The sequence below is a fragment of the Streptomyces sp. 17_S59 genome (assembly GCF_056930295.1).
The window spans coordinates 16,861-37,726 of sequence record NZ_JBXOWD010000002.1 but is presented as its reverse complement, the minus strand read 5'-3'; the positions used below and the strand labels follow the sequence as shown (position 1 = coordinate 37,726).

Sequence of the window (20,866 nt, the reverse complement as noted above, 5' to 3'; positions counted from 1 at the left end):
CGGGGCGGGTGGGAGGGCTGGTTGACCACCGCGCCGTCCCGGCCTGGGGTGGGCCGGGGCGGCACGGGCAGTCCGTCAGACCGCGTGCAGGCCGGTGAGGTCGTCGACCGCGTCGTCGTCGGCCTCCGGCTTCGTGGACCCTTGGGCGACCGGGTAGCCGGCGGCGTGAGCGGCGAGGTGGTGGCGGATCTGCTCCACGCTGGTGATGGCCACCGGCTGCTCGGTGTCACCGGTCAGCAGCGTGAAGTGGTGGTTGCGGCTGCTGTACTTGCCCTGCGTGCTGCGGTGGTGGAGGACCATGCCGGGGGCGAGGTAGAAGGTGGCCTCGCCGTCCTCGTAGCCGCGCCAGCGGGCCTCGTCCCGCAGGAAGTTCTCGCCCTGGTCGATCCGGAAGGCAGCCGAAGCAGCGCGGTGGGCGGCGTCGTCTTCGGTGGCCGCGGCGGCCTGCGCCAGGGCCGCGTCCAGCGTGAGCGGGGCCGGCGGGGCGGTGTGGCCGGTGCTGGTGCGGCGGGCCTTGTTGAGCATGCGGCGCACCGGGACGAGGATGACGTCGGCGAGGCCGTTGATGGCGACGGCGCCGATGACCGCGACTGCCCCGGTGAAGGCCAGCCGCCAGTCGCCCGACCAGGTCTCGGGGTAGTAGGTGTAGCCCGCCCAGGCACCGATAGCGCTGCCGAGCAGGACCGTGGTCATGTCGACGCCTTCGGTCAGGGCGTCGGCGACGATGAGGGCGGCGCGGCGTGCGGCTTGGTTCATGATGGTGTGGCTCCTTCGTCTGTCAGTTGCGCTGGAGAGGGAGGGGTTGGTGTTCCGGGGCGGCCGGGTTCGCATGCCTGCGGCCGCCCCGGGCGCCTCACCGGCCGGCGGTGTGGACGGCGGCCGTGGTGCGGACGGTGTCGGCGAGCAGCACGGTCAGTTCGTGGCCGTGGTCGACGGTGTCCTCCAGGCGCTCGATGAGCTCCGGCGAGAGGCCCCGGTTGCGGGCGCCGGCCAGCAGGCCCTCGAGGTAGAGGACGTCGGCCAGGACGCGGCCGCGGACGCCCAGGACGCCGGGCTGCACGGCGAGCACGCTGGTGTTCTTCGCGGTGGCCAGGGCCGTGTGGTCGGCGGCCTCGGTGTAGGCGGTCTCGGTCTGCTCGGTGAGCACGGCGTCGACCTGGGTGGTCTCGCCGTAGGCACGGCGCCAGCCGAAGCGGGCAGCGGCGATGTCCATCAGGGAGCGGCGAGTGAGGGGCACGGTGACCTCCAGTGGGAGGGTCGGTCGCCGGGCCGGGGTGGCCGGGCGGACACCGCACGGTCCCGGCCGCCGGCGCGCGGCGGGCGGGGCCGTACGGAGAGCGGCCCGGTCAGTTCGGCTTGCCCAGGAGGGTGAACTCGGTGCTGGAGCTGTACTCGCTGGGCTTGGCCGACAGGAGGTTGGGGTGCTCAGCGGCGAGGCCCTGCAGTTCCTTCTCGATCCACGCGTTCGTGCGCTGGAGTTTCAGGCGCTCCTCGTCGAAGTCGTAGAGGTGGAGAGTGAGCGACCCGACCCGCCGCGGTATGCCGAGCACCCACGTGTGCAGCAGGTTGCGGGCGGCGTCGTCGTCCGGCCGGGCCGGGATGTCGCGAGGCAGCGCCCGACAGGCGGAGGCGTGGTCGTTGGCGGCCTTGGCCGCGGCCTGCAGCGTGTAGCGGGCGTTGTAGGTGCGGTCGTTGTCCCGGCTGGCCAGGTGGTGGCAGCCGAGGCAGGCGATCACGTGGTGGTAGCCGTCGCGGTCGGCGCTGTAGACGAGGACGACCGCGCCGGCCAGGTTCGCGTAGCGCTCGGCGACGGTGACGCCCTCGGGCTTCCAGGTCTCACCGGTCTCCGGCCACGGCTCGAAGGCCGGCGGCTCGACGGGCTCGGGGCGGGGGCGGGTGAACAGCGAGATGGCCATGGGCTACCGCTCCTTGTCGTGGTCGGGGGTGCGGCCCGGGTGGGCACGGCGGGTGACGATGACGGCTGCGATGGCGGTGAGAGCAAGGGCGACGGCGTACGGCCAGGTGGTCATGCGAGGACGGCCAGGGCGGCGGCCAGCAGCAGGGCCAGCGCGGCGAGGATCGTGTCGACCGCGTAGGTCAGGCGCTTGTATTTGCCCACGGTGATGGTGGCGAGCGACTTGATCCGCGTGGCGCGCGTGTCCTGGTGCATGGCGGCGACCAGGTCGTCCTCGTGTAACTGGGCCCAGTGCGGGAAGCCTTCGCGGACGACGCGCCCCTTGCCCCCGAGGTTGGGCCGCACGACCAGGAGCAGCAGCACGGCGGCGGCCACGAACGCGAGGACCGCGGTGCCGCCGATGATCTGGGCGGGCAGCGGCAGTTTCTTGTCGGCGAGGCTGGCGAGTCCGGCGAGGACCGCGCCGTCGAAGGCCAGCAGCAGCGATGCCTTGCTGTCGGTGCGGGCGATCTCGTTGGAGACCGTGGCAGCTGCGGTGTCCAGGTTGGTGCTGGTGAGGTCGGTGGCGGTGGTCACGGGCGACTCCTGGTTGAAGCGGGCCGGGCTGTCCGGCTCCCCGTCACCACCCGGCCCGCGCGCGGCGGTACGGGTGGATCAGGCAGCCGCCAGGACCGGTCAGGCCGTGGCCTGGACGGGCAGCGCGACGGCCCGGCACTTCTCCGCGTGCTTCTGCGCCAAGTGCTTGAGCCTGCCGCACGGGTAGTCGCTGTTCACGAACTGCGTGCGGTACTCAGGGCAGTCGGAGGTCTCGCGGGTCACGTCCTCGGTGTAGCCGCAGCCGACGCACAGCACGACGAGCTGCAGCTCCACCTGCGGGTAGCCGGAGCCGAGGTCCTTGACGTACAAGGTGAGGTCGACCGGGGCGCCGACCAGGTTCTGAAAGCGTGCGACGATGCCCTCCGGGTTCGGTACCGGGTTGGCGGCCAGCTTGGCCTTCAGCCGCTCGATCTCTCCCTTGAGCTCCCGGACCTTTTCGTCGGCCAGGCGCTCGATGCGGTTCGCCCGCTCCTGTGCATGGCTGAGCATCTGCTCGCCGAGCCGCGCGGAGCGTCCGGCCGTGGCGAAGCGGTCCTCGTACGCGCGCGCGGTGGCCTCCTGCTCCTGCTGAAACTGCGCCTGGGCCTCGGAGAGTTCGCGCACCAAGCCCTGGGCGCGGCGGCGTTCGGCCTCCAGGTCGTTCTCCAGGCCGTCGCACTTGCTCCGGACATCGGGGAAGGCGCTGGCGAGGTTGTCCAGCTCAGCAAGGCGGGACGCGGTGATGATCCGGAGCATGGCGGCGTCGTCCTTTCAGCGGGTGGGGTGGTTGTGGATGTAGATCAGCGGGCGCAGGGACAGGCCGCGCAGCGCGAAGAGGGAGCCGATGGTCCAGGCGAGGACGGCCAGGGCGGCGGCGACGGGGCGGCCGGTCGCGGGGGAGGCGTTCCAGACCATGAAAACGGTGGCCGCGCCGTGCACGGTCCAGGTCAGCCGGGCGCCGGCGGCGCGGGTGATCCAGGACAGGGCGAGGGAGATGGCGCCGACGCCCTGCCAGATGGCGAACGCGCTGGAGGCCGTCAGCGGGAGACCGGTGGTGTGCGCGGCGAGGTAGTGGTGGACGGGGTTGGCGATGGTCGCGGTGCACTGGGTGGCCCAGTGCCAGTCCTGGTGGTGATACCAGTCGATGGCCTTCGGAACGCCCCAGGTCAGGGCGAAGATCACGGCGATGATGCCGAGGAGGGCGCCGACGGCGATGGCGCCGGGCGGGATGTCGTCGCGGGTTCGTATCGGGGCGGGGTAGGACGGCGCCGTGGGGGTCTTGCGGGGTGGCGGCTGACGGTCGTTGTCGGCGATGGTCTCCAGCGGCGGGATGGGCGGTTCGGGCTCGCGGGGTTCGGTGGGCTCGCTCACCGGGGCGTCTCCTTCGTGGTGTTCGACGGCGACACGGACGAGGTGCTTGTGCGCGGGGCGGACGGGCTGTCCGGCTCCCTGTCACCACCCGGCCCAGCGAGGGCGGTACGGGTGGATCAGGCAGCCGCCAGGACCGGTCAGGCGGGGCTCAGGCAGGGGGCACGGCGTGCGGCGGTGTGTAGGTGTTGCGCGGGGCCGGGGTGCCGTCGTGGCACTCGAGGCAGCTGCCGAGGGTGCGCAGCGGGAGGCAGTGGACGTAGCGTCGGCGGCACTGGGGGCACCGCTGCCGGGCTTCCATCGCTTTGTCGAGCGCTTCCTCCTTGGCGAAGGTCATCGGGCGTATCGGTTTGGCCTTGGCGATCTCGTACAGCCAGGCCGTGCGCTTGCCGCCGCGGCATGCGATGACGGCGACCGGGTCCTGGCCGCCGGGCCGGAGGCGGCGTTCCCGCAGTTGGCGTCTGGTGGCCAGGCCGGGTGGGGCCTGGCGCCAGCGGTAGACGGGGAGGGTGCCGGAGGCGGTGGCGTAGACGTCGATGTCCCGGACGGCCGGCGGGGACGTGGGTTCAGCGGCGGCGGCCACGGTTGTGTCCGCGCCCGGTGTGGATCTGCACCTTGGCGCGGCCGCGGGCTTGGACGTTGACGTGGGTGCCGCCGCCGGAGCCGGTGCTGAGCATCTTCAGCAGCACGATGCCGCCGAGGCCCGCGAGGGCGATGAGCCCGAGCGTGATGAGGGCGTGGACCAGCTGCGCCAGGGCGGTGGCCAGGAACCAGATGCCGAGGCCGCCGACGCCGAGGATGAACGCGACCAGGGCGGCCTTCACCAGGATCGGGGAGACGAGCGGCTGCGGGGCCGGGGCGGGGGGCGGGGTGTAGTAGGCGGTCTGCTGCCCGGCCGGGCCGGGGACGACGACCACGCCCTCGATGCCGGCGGTCGGCGGGTAGACGACCGTGCCCGGGGGGAGCGGGACGACGTGCTGTCCCTGGTGCGCAGCGGGCACCTGCCCGTAGGGGGGCGGCAGCGGTACCGGGTGGTAGAGGGGCTGGGGCTGCTCGCCGTGGGACGGCATGATGGTGATCCTCCTCGTGATGGGGAGCTCGGGCGTGTCATGTGGCGTGAGATCGCCCGGGGAGGCTTCGGCCTCTTCACCGGCCCCCGAGGTGCTTTCCTCATCTCGGGGGCCAGTGGAGCCGTCGAAGCGCTGGCGGTTCAGTCGAGCGGCTGGTAGCGGACCGGCATCAGCGGTTCGTTGCGGGCCAGGATCATCGGCGGGTGCGCGGGGCCGGCCGCGTGCAGCAGCTCGATCGGCTCCTGCTGCTGCTCGGTGAAGTCGAACGTGAACTCCACGGTGTTCTTCTCCTCTTCGGGTTCGTGGCTCATGCCGCGCCTGCCGCATCGTCTGCTGCGTCGTCGGTGAAGCCGTCCAGCGCGTCCTCGATCACCGAGGACTCGAATCCGTCCTCCTCCGCGAGGCGTTGCTTTGCGGTGCGGACACGGTCTCCGACCCACGTCTCGCCCTTGCCGTAGTTCTGCGCGAGCCCCTCGAGGTCGGGCGTGAGGCCGGACAAGAAGCACTTCGCGATGTACCGCTCGGCTTCGTCACGCTGCTTCGCGCGCACTTCGCGAGGGACGCGTCCCTCGCTCTCCGAGGCGGTCAGGGCCGGGACCGCGACGAGCGCAGCCCCGTTTTCCGAGTCGTTTTCCGAGGCACGGCCCGCAGAAATCGAGGCGCGGCCGCCGCCGTTGCGCCCTCCGTTTTCCGAGGCGGTGCGGCCCTTCGCGGCAGCCCGCTCCAGGGCGCGCTGCCGCTTGATCTTTTCGGCTTCCTCCAGGGCGCGGGCCTCGGCCTCGGCCTGGATCCGCCTGGCCTCCGCGTCGGCCTCGGCCTGCTTGCGCAGGGCCTCTGCCTGGGCTTGGGCCTGGGTGATCTCGGCCTGTCGGGCGGCTTCCCGGTCGCGGTCGGCCTGCTCCAGCTCCCACTGCTCGCGGCGCTGTTTGGCCTCGATCTCCGCCGCCGCGCGACGGCGCTGGGCCTCGATTTCTGCGGTGCGCTCGGCCAGGTGGACCCGCTCGCGCTCCGCCTCGATTTCTGCCCGGCGGGCCTGCTCGGCTGCCTCGTTTTCTGCTGCGCGGCGCTCGCGTTCGAGCCTCGCGTTTTCCTCGCGTTCTGCGCGCTGAGCCGCTCGCTGTTCGCGTTCCCGCTCGCGTTCTGCGGCCTCGCGTTCCTTCGCGCGGCGTTCGTCGCGCTCGCGTTGTGCCGCGAGATCCTGCTGCCGCTTGTAGTCCTCGACGATCTTCTCGTTCTTCGCGAGGCGCTTGACGAAGTGGTGGCCGCGGTATTTGGTCGCCGCTTCGGCGAACAGGATCAGCAGCAGGGGAGCGATGGAGTGCAGCAGGATGCCGCCGGCGTCCGGGTGCTGCGGGATCAGGTGGAAGTGGCCGTCCGGGTAGAGCGACGTCCAGCAGTTCATGATCCAGGTGCCCATGCCCGCGGTCCAGCGGAGCAGGAACGGCCACATCCCGGGCCTGTAGTCGGCGTCCGTGGCGAGGATGCCGTCGACGTACAGGACCGTGACCAGGGCCAGTGAGGCCAGCGGGTCCAGCATCCAGGCGACGAACCAGGGGACGTCGTGCCTCATCGCGAAGCGGGTCACATTCACACAGGTGAATGTCAGGGCGCCCAGTCCGAGGGTCACCAGGATGGTGGTGAGCCGGCCGTTGAGCTCCTTGATTTTCTCGATGTCCGCCTGGGCGGCGTCGCGTTCGGCCCGGGTGACGGTCCGGGGAGCGGGCTTGGCGGGCGGGTCGGCCGTCGTCGGTCGGGGGACGGTCGGGGCACTCATTTTGACTACCTTCCGTAAGGTGCGCGCAGGTGCGGCGCGCACCGTGCGCGAGGGACAAACAGGTATGCATCGGACGGTGCGCGCGAAGGTGCGAGGTCTCTACCTGGGGAAGGGGCGGGTGCGCACGGTGCACGATGCGGCGCACCGTGCGCACCCGATTTTGACTACTCTCCGTTGTTTCCGGAGAGGGGGGAGCGGAGGATGTCGTACTTGCCGAAGCCCTCCTCGGACTCGTCCTCGGAGATCACCCCGGCCTCGACGAGGCGGTCGCGCTCACGGTAGAACCAGCGCTTGGAGTCGCGGAGTTCGAGCTGGAGGAGGATGTCGGTGACCTCCTTGGGGGCGAAGGAGTGTTTGCCTTCGCGTACCCACTGGTCGAGCCGGTCGTAGAGGGCCTGGCGGCCCTGCTCGCTGGTGAGCTTCTCGCCGTCGCCGCCCAGCTCGAAGACCGGCTGGTCGTCGGCGGGGGGCTCGACCTCGTCCTCGATGCGCAGGTGGTCGTACGCGCCGGGCTCGGGGTCCTCCTCGAGCACGTTCTGCAGCATCTCGTTGAGCTCCTCGACTTCGCGCGCCATGGTGTCCGCGTCCACGTCCTCGATCTCCTCGATGTCGGGCGGCCCGGAGTAGACCGGCACCGTCGGGGCGGCCGGGGCGGCCTCCACGGCGGTGGGGGCCGGGGCCGCCTGCTGCGGGGTGCTGTCGTCTCCCTCCTCCTTGGGCAGCAGGGGGGCGTCGTACGTGGTGCGGTTCGTGTACAGGTCGCCGAACGCGGCGGCCGTGATCGCGTCCAGTGGGGTGCGGACCGAGGCGCCCGCGGTGATGGCATCGGCCATGTCGTGCTTGCTGGCCAGTTCGGTGCGGGCGGTGACGTGCCACCGGTCCTCCGGGATGCCCAGGCCCGCGGCGTAGTGGTAGCCGGGCTTGCGGTTGCCCCACTGCGGCCAGGCGCCGGCGTCGATCGCCTCGTCCGGCAGGCAGTACTGGGCGTCCGCGCCGTCGCGCAGGCCGAAGCACAGCCCGGCGGGGCTGTTGGCGCGGGAGTCGGTGTCCATGTTGTTGTGGGTGGCGCGCTGAATGGACGTCAGGATCCAGATGCCGGCGGCGCGCGCCGTGCGCAGGATCTTCTGGTAGTGCTCGTTGTCGGCGGCGAAGTCCGCGGCCTCCTCACCGATGACGACGAGGAAGTTCAGGCCGCAGCCGGGTTCCCACTTCGACAGGCCCTTGGCGGCGAGGAAGTCGGTGCGCTTCTCGATCGCGTTGGGCAACACCTTGAAGAACCGGCGGGCGGCGTCCTTCTTGTCGATCGGCCACTCGATGCCGTGCCGGACGTGCCCGAAGTCCTGCTGGAACTTCGAGCAGTCGATCACGATCACGGACACCTCGGTGCGCGTCGCGCACTCGGTGACGATGAGCTGGTTGCCCTGGGTCTTCCCGGCACCGTTCACGCCCATCGCGATGGCGTGCTCGACGTTGCCGTTGGACAGCGGGCCCGGGTCGCGCAGCTGGCCGGTGAGGTTGAGCAGGAGGTCCTCGCCGTCCTCGTAGCGGCCGGTGCGGATCGGGACGTCGCCGATGGACGCGCCGAACGCGGACGGTCCACGCCAGGGGAAGCCCTCCTTGAGGAGGTCGGCGACCTGGACGCGCATGGTGACCAGGGAGGAGTCGTCATCGTCCACGGTGTGGGTGATGCGTCCCTTGCCGATCTTCATGGCGGCCGCCATGGCGGGGATCCTGCGGGCCAGGTCCTCGGCGGTCGCGCCGTCCTTGGCCTCCACCGTGGCGATCACGGTGCCCTTGCCGTTGGACTGGGCTTCCCTCAGCTCGTGCTTGGCCAGGCCGATCTCCGTCTCCAGCTTCTCCCACCGGGAGGCGCCCTTCTCGGAGCTCTTCTTGTGGAAGCTGCTCCAGAGGTTGTTGGCCAGCGACAGGCCGATGCCGCCGAGCGCCCAGGCACTGGCGGTCTGCACGGTGCCGAGCCCGGTGATGGTGCCCAGCGTCGCCGCGGCCGTCACCGCGACCGTGTTGACCTGGTGGAGGCGGACGGTGTCCTTGTCCCGCTTGGCCTTGGCGTCCAGGTGGGTCAGGAACTTGCACAGCGCGGTGCCGGTGCCCGCGATGCCCAGGGTGGCCAGGGCGAGGGCGGCCGGGTTCCCGGCGGTGGCCAGGTGGGCGCCTTCCACCAGGACGGGTCCGAGGGCGGTGACTGCCCAGGGCCCGGCGTAGCGGAGACGCCGGGCCCTGTCCTGCTGCTGCTCTTCCTCGGTGCGGGTGTCGATCGTCTTCGACTTCGAGATGCGGCGTGCCATGGTCAGGCGGCCTTTCCTGCTTCGCCGGGCTTGCCGGCGCTGTCCGACGGCTTGTCACCGATGGAGAACCCGGGCTTCTTCGCCCCCTTGCCCTTGCGGGCCTGGGCTTCGGCCTCCTGTTCGGGCTTGATGAAGTGCTTGACGAAGGAGGCGTACATCTTCACGCCGGACAGGCCCAGGACCTTCGCGGCGGTGGACCCGGCCCGCAGGTGGCCGCTGACGAGCTTCGCGCGGATCTTGCTCTGGGCGCCGAACGTGTACCACTTGCCCTTGTACTGGGACAGGATCGCGCTGACCATGTCGGCGTCCATCCCGATCCGCATGTACAGCTCGAAGCCGATGGCGCGCAGGATGCGGGCGTAGTTGTAGAGGTCGCGGTCGGTGCGGAACTCGATGGCGTCCAGCTGCTTGATGAGCTGGCCGAGGTTCGAGCCGACCGTGTCGCCGTCGCTCATGAACGTGGTGTCCTTCCTCGAAGAGGGCGAGGGGGTGGTGCGGGCGGGGGCTCTGTCACCTCCCCGCGAGTCCCGGGCCGGGGCCCGGGGCCACGGGCAGGCGGCGGGTCACCTGGTGCTGGCCTGGCCGTTTCCGGCGTGCTGCACCGCGGAGGCGACGCCGGTGCCGATGTTGTTCAGCGCCCCGGCGAGCGGGGAGGACGCCAGGGCGTAGCCGCAGACCAGCGCGGCGAGCAGGATTCCGGCGCGCATGTCGGCCCGCCAGAACAACCAGAGGGCGCCGCCGGCGAGCAGGAAGAGGGGCAGGGCGATCACGGGTCCTCCAAGGACGGGGAGTCGGGGAAGGTGCTCTCCAGCCGCGAGGGCCGAGGCGAGCGGGGAAGAGGGCTTCCTTCGCTCTCCACCGCCACCGGACGGCTCGAAGGCGGGCCGGTGGCGACTGGGCAACGCAGGAAGTGCCGGGGGAGCAGGGCTCGTTCAGCGGGTCAGCAGGACCGCGGCGAGCACGACGAGCGGGCTGGACATGCCGAGCAGGTAGACGCAGCGCACGGTGTCTCCTTCCGAGAGCTGTCCGGGTTCAGGCGGTCGCGTTGCGCGCCCGGTTGCGGGCGGCGCGGCGCTTCATCGCGCGCCGCTCGCCCTCGGACAGACCGCCCCAGACGCCGGAGTCCTGCCCGGACTCCAGGGCCCACTGCAGGCACTGCTCCATGACGGGGCAGCGGCGGCAGACGGCCTTGGCCTCTTCGATCTGCAGCAACGCCGGGCCGGTGTCTCCGATGGGGAAGAACAGTTCGGGGTCCTCTTCGCGGCAGACCGCGTTGTGGCGCCAGTCCATTCGGACTCCTTCCAGGGCATGAGTGGCCGACGGGCCGGGGTGGGCGAAAGCTCAGGCGGCCGCGGCGATGTGCTCGCTGGTCAGCGGCCGGTGCGGGGCGATGATCTGGCCGTTGGGGAGCAGCTCGCCGGTGTCCTCGAAGAGCACGACGGCGTTGCACAGCAGGCTCCAGCCCTGCTCGGGGTGGCTCGCCACGACGTGGGCGGCCTCGCGGTCCGGGCTGTCCGCGGACGGGCACGGCGGTTGGTGCTGACAGGCCATGGGACGGTCCTCCTCATCGAGGTGGAAGCGGTGAGCCGATCCGGCGGGTCGCGCCTGTGCGCCGTTCGGCCAGAGCGGTGGGTCCTGCGCGCTCTCCACCGTCACCGGACCGCTCGCGGCGGGCCGGTGACGACTGGGCAGCGCGAGGGCTGCAAGTACTTGGGGTGCGCGGCACCCCGGTGTGCGGGGTGCCGGATCTCGTCGAGACGCGGACCGCGGGCCCTCCGGGAGATCCGTCCGGGCGGGCAAGGGCGGTGCAAGGTATGCCGCGTCGTTCTTTAACGTCGCGAGGGTGTCGACCCTCCGCGCTCTCCCGCAGCAATGAGCCCTGCGGTGTCGGTGCACGTGTCGGCTGCCACCACCAGCGGTAATGGCGCCTCGCGACGGGTTTCCACTCACCCCGGCCGGTGTGGTCACGGGCGGTACTGCGGTGGTGGATCACGCTGTTGAGTTCTCAAGGAACGGCCGCTTCCTGCCTCCCGCGATCGCGTTCGCGTTCGGCCGGGCGGTATCAGGTGCCGAAGGTCCGGCTCCCACAGCCGGCACCGCTGATGGCGGTTCCGGGTGAAGGAGCCGGGTCCGAAGACCCGGCAGGTCAGGCGGCGAGCGGCATCAGCTCGGAGTCAGGGGTGGAGGAGGTGGGGGCCGGGCGGAGGAGCTGCGCACCGACGGAGCAGGCCGCGCCCATCAGCTCCTGGCGGATCCACGCGGCGATCGAGGGCTCCAGGGCCTCCAGCAGGCGCTCGCGGACCCGTTCGGTGATCGACGGGTCGGCCGCGACGATGTCCCGGGCCGCGGCCTTCCGCGCGGCGAACTCGGCGACGACCTCGTCCTGCGCCCCGGTGCGGCCGCCCCTCGGACCGGCCGCAGCCTCGAAGCGGGCCAACTCTCCCGGGGTGACGAACTCGTACATCTCCAGCGGCGTGCCGAACACGACGTCCAGGTCCACGTCGCCGAACTCCGGGAGGTCCACCTCGATGGCGTCCAGGAGAGCAAGGGTCTCGGCATCGAAGGTCTCGGAGAGGCCGTCGGCAGGGGCAGAGATCGCGGTCATGAGGTGGTGCTCCTCTCGGAAGTGAAGATCTCGGGAGGCGTCCCGATAGCGGTTGGGCAGGGCGAAGCAGCACCTTTTCGGCGCCTCTGCACTCACCTCGTTAACGAGGTTCGGTGCATCATCAGTACAGCGATCCTCGTTAGCGATGTCAAGGGCTACGTTAACGAGGTACGCTCGGCCGGTGGCGACTCCCGCTCGGATCAAGGCGCCCTTACCTGTGCCTCGATAGCCAGCGGCCGTAGGATCGCTAACGAGGTAGGGAGACGTATGGCGAGTGACACGGGTACGAAGCGACCCAAATACCAGCGCATCGCTGATGACCTGCGGGCAGCAATCGCATCCGGTGAGTACGGGCCCGGTGATCGTCTGCCCGGGGAGAGTGCGCTCGCCGCGCAGTACGAGGTCGCCGTCCTGACTGCCCGTCAGGCATTGAAGATCCTGCGTACCGAGGGCTTGGTAGAGACAAGGAAGGGAGCCGGCGCTCGCGTCGTCACGTTCCGCCCGATCCGCCGCCGCGGCATTCCCCGACTGGCCCGCGCTCAATGGGGGAGCGGCAAGGCGATATGGGAGGCCGATGACGACCGCGCACCAGACGTTGACCAGGTCACCGTCACGCAGGGCGCCATCCCACCTCAGCACATCGCCCACGTGTTGGGACTCGGAGCCGACGACCCTGTCTGCGTACGCAGCCGCCGATATGTGATGGAGGGTCGGCCGGTCATGCTCGCCGCGTCCTACCTCCCGCAAGCCCTTGTGGAAGGATCCGCTATCGCGGAGGCCGACCCCGGTCCCGGCGGGATCTACGCCCGACTCGCCGACCTCGGACACGCCCCCACACGGTTCCGCGAGGAGATCCGCGTGCGGATGCCCTCCACCGAGGAGGCGACCCGGCTGTCCATCCCGACCGATCGTGCTGTGATCAAGCTGGCGCGCACTGCGCTCGACGCCGAGGGACGAGCGGTCGAGGTCAATGAGATGACGATGGACTCGGCCGCGTACGTTCTGGACTACGAATTCGAAGCCTGACGATGCGATCTGCCGACCATGCAGCGTCCCCCAGTTCCTCGACCGCGGGCTCGAGGTCGTGCCGTGCCACGAAGTCGCGAACCAGGGCGACCCGTAGGGCGAGTTCAGTGGCTGTGATGAGCGACAGCGCATGGAAGACCCCCCTTCGAGCTGCGGTTTTGGGTGCGACAACTCAATCGGGGTTCGAGATGCGGAGGTATCACGATGCGCATCGGGTCTGCTTCAACCCGGTTTTCACGCGGTGGTGTTGCTCATTGAAATCGCGTGTGGGGACAGAAGAAGCAGCTGATGGCGGGACGGCATCAGCTGTAGGGCCAGGTCAGGAGCCCAAGCCGCCCTCGCGCACCACCACGGCGCCGCCTCGGCTGCGGCCTGAACTGACGGATTCCCCCTCTATGCTGCACTTCACTCAAGGGCATCAGTGCAGCTCAGGACACGTTTTCAACGAACTCTTCAACTCGGCAGTGATACCGACATCCCGCGAGGCAGCCCTAGCCTCCGGGACATGGAGACGATCGGCGGACAGGAAGTGGCAAAGGAACACCCTGGCTGGGTGCCGGGAGCACTCCAGAAACACCGTAAGGCGCACGGCCTGACGCTGGAGGCCGCCGGCGAACAGTTGCGGAGCATCGCTGAGGTGGCGAAGATCCGGACCAGCACCGGCGCGCTGCTCCAGGCGAACTTCCAGACGATCTCCAACCACGAAGCGGGGAAGGCGTACCCCAACCCGCACTACCAGCGGGCGTACTGCTTGCTCTTCAACGCGACGCCGTGGGAGCTGGGGTTCCGCAATCGGCTGCCACACGAGGAGCAGCCGCAGCTGCCTGGCCTGACGCCGCAGAACGACACGGTGACGGGGGCTCACGTCCTGGCGGTGGAGTCGGCCCTGCTGCAGATCGCACCAGGCGGGCAGGTCGACCACCACGGCCTGCGTCACCGGATCCTGGACGCGTGGCGCCGACGGCACACTGGCGGTGATCCGCATCGGCCCCACCTCGTGCTGGTCGGCGGGTACGCGGGCAGCGGGAAGTCGGAGCTCGCGGATTTCCTCTCGTATCTGACCGGGTGGCCGCGGCTGGACAAGGACAGCCTCACCCGGCCGCTGGTGGAAGCTCTGCTGATCGCGCACGGCGGCGACCCGCACGACCGGCACACCCCCTTGTACTTGGAGAGGGCGCGGGATGCGGAGTACCAGTGCCTGATGGAGTCGGCGTTCGACAACATCAAGGCCGGGATCTCCACGGTGTTGGACGCGCCGTTCCTGCGCGAGTTCTCCGACGTTGCCTGGCTCCAGCGGATGACCAACCGGTGCCGGTCGTTCGGTGCGGAGATGGTCGTGATCTGGGTGAAGTGCGATCACGACAGCATGAAGGAGTACATCACCTTCCGCAGCGCGGCCAGGGATTCGTGGAAGCTGGCGAACTGGGACGAGTACGTCAAGGGCGTCGATCCCGACTTCGCGCCGAAGGCCGACCACTTCGTCGTTGACAACCGGCTGGGCTCTGCAGTGAGCCTGACCGACCAGGCCAAACTCGCCCTCGGAAGGATGTACGCATGACCACTCCGCCTACCGGCGTGATCCTGTACGGCCCGCCCGCCGCCGGCAAGGACACCGTCACCCGCGCCCTGGCCCAAGCCGACGGCCGCTACGCCCTGTTCCAGCGCCTGAAGGTGGGCTCCGGGAAGACCACCGGCTACCGGATGGGCACGGTCCAGCAGCTGGCCGACCTCGAGGCGGCAGGCGACGTCATCTACGCGAACTCGAGGTACGGCAACACGTACGTCATCGACCGGCCGGGCATGGACGCCGCATTCGCGGCCGGGATCCCGGTGGTACATCTCGGGCAAATAGACGGCATCCGCGCGCTCGTCGACGGCTACGCGGCCGACTGGGCGGTGGTGCTGTTGTGGTGCCCGCAGGAGGTGACCGCACAGCGGTCTGCGGGCCGGGGGGACACCGACACCGCAACGCGTCTGGCGGCGTGGGAGGCAACCCGCGAGGACCTGGACGCGCACCCGGACATGGTCTGGGACCTCACCGTGGACACGACGGCGGCGGCGCCGACGGAGTCGGCCCGGCTCATCGACCAGTTGCTGGCCCGGCGGGCGGGAGCAGCGACGGCATGAACGCGGGCTACGGCTGGGCGAGCCGGTCCAGGGCGTCCGTGAGCGTGAGCTCGTGGGCGTCCTTGGCGTCGTCCCACCGTGCCAACGTGGCCGCGGCCGCGCTCAGCATCTCCGGCGGTAGGCCAGCGGCCGCGAGCGCATCGGCGGCCTCCTCCAGCTCTGGTCCCCAGCGCCAGGCGCGCGCGGCGGTCTTGGTGACGTACTGCGGCTCGGAGAGGTACGAGTCGGTCCGTCGGGAGGCGACCTTGATGAGCTCCTGGTCGACGCCGTGCTCACGGGCCATCCCGATCGCGAGTGCCACCAGCACTCGGCTGGTCTTCTGGAACGACGCGTACGCCAGCTTCAGCGCGGACGCCTTTCCGACCTCCGTGCCCAGCACTGCCGTCCGCGTAGCAGTGCCCGCGAACAACGCCTCGATGCGCTCGGTCGCGGCGACCGCACCGGACAGGTACAGGGTCGGCGTCTTGCCTCCGATGGGCGGGGAGCCGACGACGCCGCCGTCCACGACGGTCGCGTCCGGTTCGAGCAGTGCGGCGATCCGCTGCGCCCGCTCGGGGCTGATGGCGTTCGCCTCGACGTACACCCCGGCGAAGCCGTGCCCGGCGACGTCGCGGGCCAAGTCCTCTGCGGCGGCCGGCGGGCAGAGGCTGATGACGATGTCGCTTCGGTCCGCCAGTTCGGACAGCGTGGCCACAGCCGTCAGGCCGAACTGCGCGGCGCGCGCCGCGGACGCTGGGCTGCGCCCGGCCTCACACCACACGATCGAGGCCGCATTGGTGGCGGCGCAGGCGGCGATGGCGGCGCCCATGCTGCCGGGGTGGAGGATGCCGACGGTGGGCTGGTCCACGGTGCTACTCCGGGGTCTCGTTGAGCAGGATGGCGATGGCGTCGGTGACGTCGTCGACGGTGTGGTGCGCGGCGGGAAGGTTGTCGGGCCAGGGGCGACCGCGGAGCCAGATGGTGCGCAGGCCGGCCTCGTGGCCGCCGCCGATGTCACCGACTGGATTGTCCCCGGTCATCCAGCCGCCGTCGGCGAGGCTTCGGCCGCAGCGGTCGGCCGCGAGTTCGTACAGGCGCCGGTCCGGTTTGCGGATCTCCAGGTCGCCAGAGGCCGCGACGCCGTGGACCAGGTCGGCGATGCCGACCGTGGTGAGCTTGGCGCGCTGGATGTCGCTGGCGCCGTTGGTGACGATGCCGATCGTCCATGCGGCCGCGCGCAGTTGCGCCAGGCCCTCAAGGACCTCTGGTCGGCAGGTGACGGAGGCGGCCATCAGGTCGACGTATTCCTGCCACAGCTGGGCGGCGGGCTCCTGCAGGTTGAAGGTGGCGCGCAGCTGGGCGAAGTCGGTGGGGTTCGCGCGGTCGGTCAGCTCGGTGCGCAGCCACTGCTCGATGCCGGGGTCGAGGCCGTGCGTGCGGCACAGGGCGGCGACGGCATCACTCACGGCGGTCTGCCGGTCGACGAGCGTGTCGTCCAGGTCGAAGAGGGCGAGTCGGGCCACGGGCAGGAACCGTACTTGGTCCGGCGCGCCCGCGGGTACGCGGTCTCGTACTCGGTCAGCTCGGGGGAGGGGAAGGGTGACCAGACCACAGCGGTGTCCGGAGCCAATCTCGCTGTCGGAGCGGGAGATCCGGTTGCTGTCGGAGATTCCGCACGGCTCGGCGTCGTTCGAGACGGAGTTGCAGTGCGAGTTGGAGGCCGGGCACCAGGGGCCACACGCCGTGCTTGGGGATTTCTCGCGACCGGTGGGCGCCGGCCGACTGGCCACCGGCGAGGCCGTGACTTGGTGGGTCCGGTGGGACAGCCCGGCCGGTCGTCGCGACGTTGTGCCGCAGGCGACCTGTCCTGCGGAGACCGAAGCAGGCGCGGTCGACTCCGAGGTGTGCACCTTGTTCTCCGGGCACCCAGGTCGGCACGACTTCGAGTGGGCGGTCCCGGACTACTTCCGATGAGGGGCTGTCATCTGCCGGGCACTTCCCCGTATGTGGCCCACCTCCGCGGCGACTATCCCCTCATTCCTCACATTTCCTTGGGCATTCCGGGCGTCTCGGGCGCGTTGCGTTTCCGCCTACCCTCCGAGTCATCACTCGGGGTTAGGGTGATCGCAGACTTGACCGACGACAGCAAAGAGCCCCCCAGGGCCGGGCGTGGCCACACGGGGGGCTCGTGGACGGGAATCCCCGCCCGCACGATGCACCTGATGGGAGGTGATCGCGAGATGCAGCGTACCCGCGTTCGGGAACTTCACCGCGCATCCTCGCCGTTGATCGGCATGATCACGCCGTCCTATCCGGTTTTCGGGCATGCCGACACCGGCCTCGGATTCAAGGGGGTCGGGGTGACGTAACGCCACCGGCCGCGCGCGCCACACATGCGGACTGACAATCCGCTCGGCCTCGCGCGGCCCTTCACTCCGATCGGGCTTGACACCCCGGATCGGTTACTCAGTCCCGGTTGACACCCGGTCCTGAGCCTCGGCTCATCGAGCCATCTCTCTGTAAAGCACCACCAGCAACAACCCGTCTGACAAGCGGGTTTGGCCCCTGACAAGGGCCACCAGCAAGACCCGGCCGCTGACAACGGTCGGCCCAGCTACCCACCGAGCAGTGCCCGGCAGTACCCACCCGATCGCGGGGCCCCTTGACAAGGGCCCTGCGATCACCAGAACGCCCGTTCGAGAGAGAGGAGAAATCTCCCCCCGGCCCGTCTGGGCGTCCGCGCCTGTCCGCTCCTCCCGGAGGGGGCGTGGCGCGGTGTTGATGTCTCCCATCCACTCGCTGGCCCGTCCCGCGTCTGCGGGGTGGTCCGGCTCGCATATGGAAGGTGGTGTCCCCGCCATAGTGCACGATCGTGTGTCCCCCTGTCAGCTTGACGACGTCCGATTCACACCGGTTCGGACCCCCCGAGCTCTCTCCGTGTCGGGATTCGCACACCCTGTTTGTGCAGTTCACGGCATTAATCACGAAGATTCTTGGGGTGCGAGTGTCACACCGCGCCCCTCCCGCGACACCTTTCATAAAGGGGAGCTCTATCTCCTTCCGGCGGTCGTCGGGGGTGCCCGATGAGCGCCATCGCGGCGAGTGCGGCCGCCTCTCTGATGCACTCCCTCGGGGAGTTCGTCGACAACTCCGTCGACGAGGACCTGGTCCGGCGCGCCCGGCGTCGGCTGGAGTCAGTTCCCACGCAGGCCGGTTCGGTGCCGGTTCGCGGGCCGGGTCACCCGCTGGCGCTGGGGCGCGATGCCCGCGCCCGGCTGGGCAATGCGGTGCGCGCGCTGCTGGACGTGGCCAGCCTGGTCGGTGCGTCGGACGCGGTGCGGCTGGCGGTGGTGGTGCTGGCGGCGCGGACGCCGTCGGAGTCGGGTGTGGTGGAGATCCGCACCGGTGAGCTGGGCCGCTGGCTCGGCCTGTCGGCGTCGTACGTCGCCTCCGAGGTGCTGCCGGTGCTGCGCCGGTCGGGCGTGGTGTCCGTGGAGACGGCGGAGGGCGAGTTCGGTCAGGACGACGGTCTGGCGTGCCGGGTGCTGCCGCTGTGGACGGCGCAGGGCGTGGTCGGGCATCCGCTGGCGCTGGCGAAGAAGGAGTTCGCGACGCTGCTGCGGCTGTTGGAGGCCGTGATGGCGCCGGGCTGGACGCACCGGGACGGCCGGGTGACTCCGGCCGGGCTGATCGGTACGCGTACCGGTCGGGGTGCGGCGACGGACCGGCTGGCGCTGCTGTTGCTGGTGCTGGAGGCGCGGGAGACGGGCCGGGTGCGGCAGTGCGGCGGCGCGGTGGACACCAAGCGCGGCCGGGCGGCGGCGACGGTGGCCCGTCTGCTGGGTTGCACGGCGTCGGCGGGGGAGCGGGTGCTGGAGCGCCTGGAGGACCGGGACCTGGTGCGCCGGGTCCGGCTGCAGACAGGCTCCGGGCTGGCGAACCGTTCGCGGCTGATGGTGCCGGCGGTCGCCGCCGCGCACGGCCGTATCAGTGCCGACGGTGCCCGGGAGAACCGCCGTACGCAGGGCCTGGAGCCCGTGTTTTCAGAGCCCGACGTTGCGGCAGGGGCTATTGAGGAGCCGGACCGGGAGGCAGAACAGCAGGTCAGCGACGTTCTGGTGTCGGATGAGGCCGATGTGGCAGAGCCCGACGTTGCGGCAACCCTTCACACTGATCACCCTCCCGTGGTTACTCCCGTCTCTCCCCTCTCGCTCTCTGGTGGTTTTTCCGGCGAAGGCCGTGGTGGGGACTGTGGTCTGCCGGACCGCGCGTGCGTGCGCGAGGACGGCCCGCTGCGCGGGGAACAGCCGAAGAAGTCCCCGGTCGTCGAAGGCGGGAAGGGCCGCTGCGGGCCGGTGGCCGACGCCTCAGCGCGGGCGGTCGCTGGTGCGGGGCAGGGCAGGCAGCCGCGCAGGCGGGTGCCGCTGCCGCCGGAGGATCTGCGGACCGTCCTGGCTCCGGTGGAGTCGTTGTGGGCGCGCCTGGAGCGCCGTTACGCCCGCCGCCTGGTCGAGAAGACCGCGCGCCGGGAGCTCGGCGCGGCGGCCGGGGTTGTGGGCCGGGCGGAGGCGCCCGGCGTGCTGGCGGACCGGCTGGTCCGTCGTCTGGCGGCCCAGGGCGGGCCGACGGCGGTCGAGGACCCGGTGGGCTGGCTGGTCGGCCGGGGCCTGCCGAAGCGTCAGTTGTGCGGCGACTTCCGGTGCGACGAGGGGCTGCGGATGGACACCGGCGGCCCGTGCGAGACCTGCACCTACCTGGTCGGTGACCGGCGCGCCCAGCGCCAGGCCATCGCGTCCGCGGTCGACGCGCAGATGCCCCGGGCCTCCGAGGCCGAGCGGCGCGCCGAGGCCGAGCGGCGGCTGCACCAGGCGGTGACGGCCGAGGGCTGGGCGAAGGCCCGGGAACGGCAGTGGTTGGAGGCGCAGCGGGCCGCGCTGCAGGCCCGCGCCCGCGAGACCGGGCCAGCATCCGCCGACCCGCCCATGCCGACCGCCGTGCCGGTGGCCGTTGTGCTGCCCGCGCCCCGTCCGGTCCAGGACGCACAGCTGCCCGAGCCGGAGCCCCAGGACGCGGGCGAGGGCCAGGCGCCGCTGGTGCTCGAGGAGCTGACCCGGCAGCAGGTCATCGACTGGCGGGCCCGCGCCGAGCGCGACCACCAGCTGGTGCTCGACCACATCGACGAGCACGGCGAGCTCTCCGCGAGGAGGCTGTTCACCAGCCGGTTCGTCGACCAGGTACTGCGCCTGGCGGGCGCCCGCAATCTGGTTCTTGGGCACACCACCTGGGGGCAGGCGTGAGGGGCGGCGAGGCGTCCGGGGTCGACCTGGCGCGGGTCGTGCTGCGGGCCGCGAGGGAGGCGGCGCGGAAGAACGGCGGCCGGACGGCGAAGTCGAAGCCGCGGCCGGTCCGTACGGTGCGGCGGGACGGGCGCGAGCCGATGGGGATCGGCGCGGCGCTCGGCGTGCTGGTCGCCGAGCGGGCGTGGGAGCTCCCGGCTGTCGGCGCGACGCTGCGTGAGCGGTGGGCGGCCATCGCCCCCGACCTCGCCGGGCACGTCGCGGCCGTCGGTTACGACGCGGGCTCCGGCCGGCTCACCGTGTGCCCGGAGTCGACGGCCTGGGCGACGAAGGTCCGCTTGGAACAAGCCCGCATCGTCGCGGCCGCCAACGCCTCGGCCGGCCGCACGGTCGTCCGCGCCTTACGGGTTCTGCCGCCCGGCAAGGCGTCCGTGTCCGAGTCGGCCGACGCCGATCCGGCACCCGCCGCCGCGCCCCGCGGTCCGGTGCGCACCCGGGAGACCGCCTGCGACGGCTACCGCCGCGCGCTCACCGCGCACCGGGAGGCAGCCCCGCCGCGCAGGGCGGACCCGGCCATCGCGGAGGCGGTGGGGCGGCAGGCCGCCGTGATGCGGGAGCTAAGCCGCCTCGCGTTCCCCGAGCCGGAGACGGAGGCGCCGGCCCCGATCGAACAGGCCCGCGCCCAGCGCCGCCGCCAGGCTGCGGCCACCGAGGCCGCCGCACTGCGCCGCGCCCGCGCAGAGCGTGCCAACAGGGGCCCTGCCCACAAGACCTCGGAGGAGCGCAAGTCGGCATGAGCAATACCGAGTGCGTGCCGGTGCGT

At 71.1% G+C, this 20,866-nt stretch carries 24 protein-coding genes; 6 read left to right on the top strand and 18 right to left on the bottom strand.

The genetic code is table 11. The annotated features are described in order from the left end of the window. Positions 1-75: 75 nt before the first annotated feature. The 16 genes from AC1Z4A_RS32620 to AC1Z4A_RS32545 form a co-directional block, all read right to left on the bottom strand. Complete coding sequence (locus AC1Z4A_RS32620) at positions 76-756, bottom strand: hypothetical protein (RefSeq protein WP_483683842.1); 681 nt, start codon at positions 754-756, stop codon at positions 76-78. A gap of 97 nt (positions 757-853) precedes the next feature. Then, positions 854-1,237: a hypothetical protein gene (locus tag AC1Z4A_RS32615; RefSeq protein WP_483683841.1), complete on the bottom strand. Its 384-nt coding sequence runs from the start codon at positions 1,235-1,237 to the stop codon at positions 854-856. A 109-nt stretch (positions 1,238-1,346) separates the two neighbouring features. Then, positions 1,347-1,916: a hypothetical protein gene (locus AC1Z4A_RS32610; protein ID WP_483683840.1), complete on the bottom strand. Its 570-nt coding sequence runs from the start codon at positions 1,914-1,916 to the stop codon at positions 1,347-1,349. Positions 1,917-2,026: 110 nt separating this feature from the next. Further along, positions 2,027-2,491 (bottom strand): Pycsar system effector family protein, encoded by a 465-nt coding sequence (locus tag AC1Z4A_RS32605; RefSeq protein ID WP_483683839.1) that lies wholly within the window; start codon positions 2,489-2,491, stop codon positions 2,027-2,029. Between the two features lie 99 nt (positions 2,492-2,590). Continuing rightward, entirely contained in the window at positions 2,591-3,247 is a 657-nt protein-coding gene (locus AC1Z4A_RS32600) for a hypothetical protein (protein ID WP_483683838.1), read from the bottom strand. Between the two features lie 15 nt (positions 3,248-3,262). After that, entirely contained in the window at positions 3,263-3,862 is a 600-nt protein-coding gene (locus AC1Z4A_RS32595) for a hypothetical protein (protein WP_483683837.1), read from the bottom strand. 148 nt (positions 3,863-4,010) lie between these two features. Further along, positions 4,011-4,442 carry an RRQRL motif-containing zinc-binding protein gene (locus AC1Z4A_RS32590; protein WP_483683836.1) on the bottom strand — a complete coding sequence of 144 codons (432 nt, stop codon included), beginning with the start codon at positions 4,440-4,442 and terminating at the stop codon, positions 4,011-4,013. Beyond that, positions 4,426-4,929: a hypothetical protein gene (locus AC1Z4A_RS32585; RefSeq protein ID WP_483683835.1), complete on the bottom strand. Its 504-nt coding sequence runs from the start codon at positions 4,927-4,929 to the stop codon at positions 4,426-4,428. The genes AC1Z4A_RS32590 and AC1Z4A_RS32585 overlap by 17 nt, the downstream gene beginning before the upstream one ends. 140 nt (positions 4,930-5,069) lie before the next feature. Next, positions 5,070-5,240, bottom strand: a complete 171-nt coding sequence (locus tag AC1Z4A_RS32580; protein WP_483683834.1) for a hypothetical protein — start codon at positions 5,238-5,240, stop codon at positions 5,070-5,072. After that, positions 5,237-6,703, bottom strand: coding sequence for a hypothetical protein (locus AC1Z4A_RS32575; protein ID WP_483683833.1), 1,467 nt, complete (start codon positions 6,701-6,703; stop codon positions 5,237-5,239). Before AC1Z4A_RS32575 ends, AC1Z4A_RS32580 begins: the two co-directional genes overlap by 4 nt. Before the next feature lie 164 nt (positions 6,704-6,867). Then, the gene (locus AC1Z4A_RS32570) at positions 6,868-9,009 is read right to left on the bottom strand and encodes a hypothetical protein (RefSeq protein WP_483683832.1); all 2,142 of its coding nucleotides are present in this window, start codon (positions 9,007-9,009) and stop codon (positions 6,868-6,870) included. Between the two features lie 2 nt (positions 9,010-9,011). After that, entirely contained in the window at positions 9,012-9,464 is a 453-nt protein-coding gene (locus AC1Z4A_RS32565; protein WP_483683831.1) for a hypothetical protein, read from the bottom strand. Between the two features lie 108 nt (positions 9,465-9,572). Further along, the gene (locus AC1Z4A_RS32560) at positions 9,573-9,779 is read right to left on the bottom strand and encodes a hypothetical protein (RefSeq protein ID WP_483683830.1); all 207 of its coding nucleotides are present in this window, start codon (positions 9,777-9,779) and stop codon (positions 9,573-9,575) included. 262 nt (positions 9,780-10,041) lie between these two features. Continuing rightward, on the bottom strand, positions 10,042-10,299 hold the full coding sequence (locus tag AC1Z4A_RS32555; RefSeq protein WP_483683829.1) for a WhiB family transcriptional regulator: 258 nt from the start codon (positions 10,297-10,299) through the stop codon (positions 10,042-10,044). Between the two features lie 51 nt (positions 10,300-10,350). Continuing rightward, the gene (locus AC1Z4A_RS32550; RefSeq protein WP_483683828.1) at positions 10,351-10,560 is read right to left on the bottom strand and encodes a DUF5999 family protein; all 210 of its coding nucleotides are present in this window, start codon (positions 10,558-10,560) and stop codon (positions 10,351-10,353) included. 595 nt (positions 10,561-11,155) lie between these two features. After that, the gene (locus AC1Z4A_RS32545) at positions 11,156-11,614 is read right to left on the bottom strand and encodes a hypothetical protein (protein ID WP_483683827.1); all 459 of its coding nucleotides are present in this window, start codon (positions 11,612-11,614) and stop codon (positions 11,156-11,158) included. Between the two features lie 267 nt (positions 11,615-11,881). Here AC1Z4A_RS32545 and AC1Z4A_RS32540 point away from each other — a divergent pair, with 267 nt between their 5' ends. The 3 genes from AC1Z4A_RS32540 to AC1Z4A_RS32530 all read left to right on the top strand — a co-directional run bounded on the left by AC1Z4A_RS32540 (position 11,882) and on the right by AC1Z4A_RS32530 (position 14,767). Further along, positions 11,882-12,640 (top strand): GntR family transcriptional regulator, encoded by a 759-nt coding sequence (locus AC1Z4A_RS32540; RefSeq protein ID WP_483683826.1) that lies wholly within the window; start codon positions 11,882-11,884, stop codon positions 12,638-12,640. Between the two features lie 505 nt (positions 12,641-13,145). After that, complete coding sequence (locus tag AC1Z4A_RS32535; RefSeq protein WP_483683825.1) at positions 13,146-14,198, top strand: AAA family ATPase; 1,053 nt, start codon at positions 13,146-13,148, stop codon at positions 14,196-14,198. Next, complete coding sequence (locus AC1Z4A_RS32530) at positions 14,195-14,767, top strand: phosphotransferase-like protein (protein WP_483683824.1); 573 nt, start codon at positions 14,195-14,197, stop codon at positions 14,765-14,767. The genes AC1Z4A_RS32535 and AC1Z4A_RS32530 overlap by 4 nt, the downstream gene beginning before the upstream one ends. Before the next feature lie 7 nt (positions 14,768-14,774). Here AC1Z4A_RS32530 and AC1Z4A_RS32525 read toward each other — a convergent pair whose 3' ends face one another. Together AC1Z4A_RS32525 and AC1Z4A_RS32520 are read right to left on the bottom strand one after the other, a co-directional pair. Beyond that, positions 14,775-15,614: an NAD(P)-dependent oxidoreductase gene (locus AC1Z4A_RS32525; RefSeq protein ID WP_483683823.1), complete on the bottom strand. Its 840-nt coding sequence runs from the start codon at positions 15,612-15,614 to the stop codon at positions 14,775-14,777. 4 nt (positions 15,615-15,618) lie between these two features. After that, complete coding sequence (locus tag AC1Z4A_RS32520) at positions 15,619-16,269, bottom strand: HAD family hydrolase (protein WP_483683822.1); 651 nt, start codon at positions 16,267-16,269, stop codon at positions 15,619-15,621. A 609-nt stretch (positions 16,270-16,878) separates the two neighbouring features. On the opposite strand from AC1Z4A_RS32520, the gene AC1Z4A_RS32515 reads away from it, so the two are divergent. From AC1Z4A_RS32515 to AC1Z4A_RS32505, 3 genes are all read left to right on the top strand, one after another. Then, the gene (locus AC1Z4A_RS32515) at positions 16,879-17,115 is read left to right on the top strand and encodes a hypothetical protein (protein ID WP_483683821.1); all 237 of its coding nucleotides are present in this window, start codon (positions 16,879-16,881) and stop codon (positions 17,113-17,115) included. Positions 17,116-17,829: 714 nt separating this feature from the next. Further along, positions 17,830-20,043 (top strand): hypothetical protein, encoded by a 2,214-nt coding sequence (locus AC1Z4A_RS32510; protein WP_483683820.1) that lies wholly within the window; start codon positions 17,830-17,832, stop codon positions 20,041-20,043. Continuing rightward, the gene (locus AC1Z4A_RS32505; RefSeq protein WP_483683819.1) at positions 20,040-20,840 is read left to right on the top strand and encodes a DciA family protein; all 801 of its coding nucleotides are present in this window, start codon (positions 20,040-20,042) and stop codon (positions 20,838-20,840) included. The genes AC1Z4A_RS32510 and AC1Z4A_RS32505 overlap by 4 nt, the downstream gene beginning before the upstream one ends. Positions 20,841-20,866 lie beyond the last annotated feature (26 nt).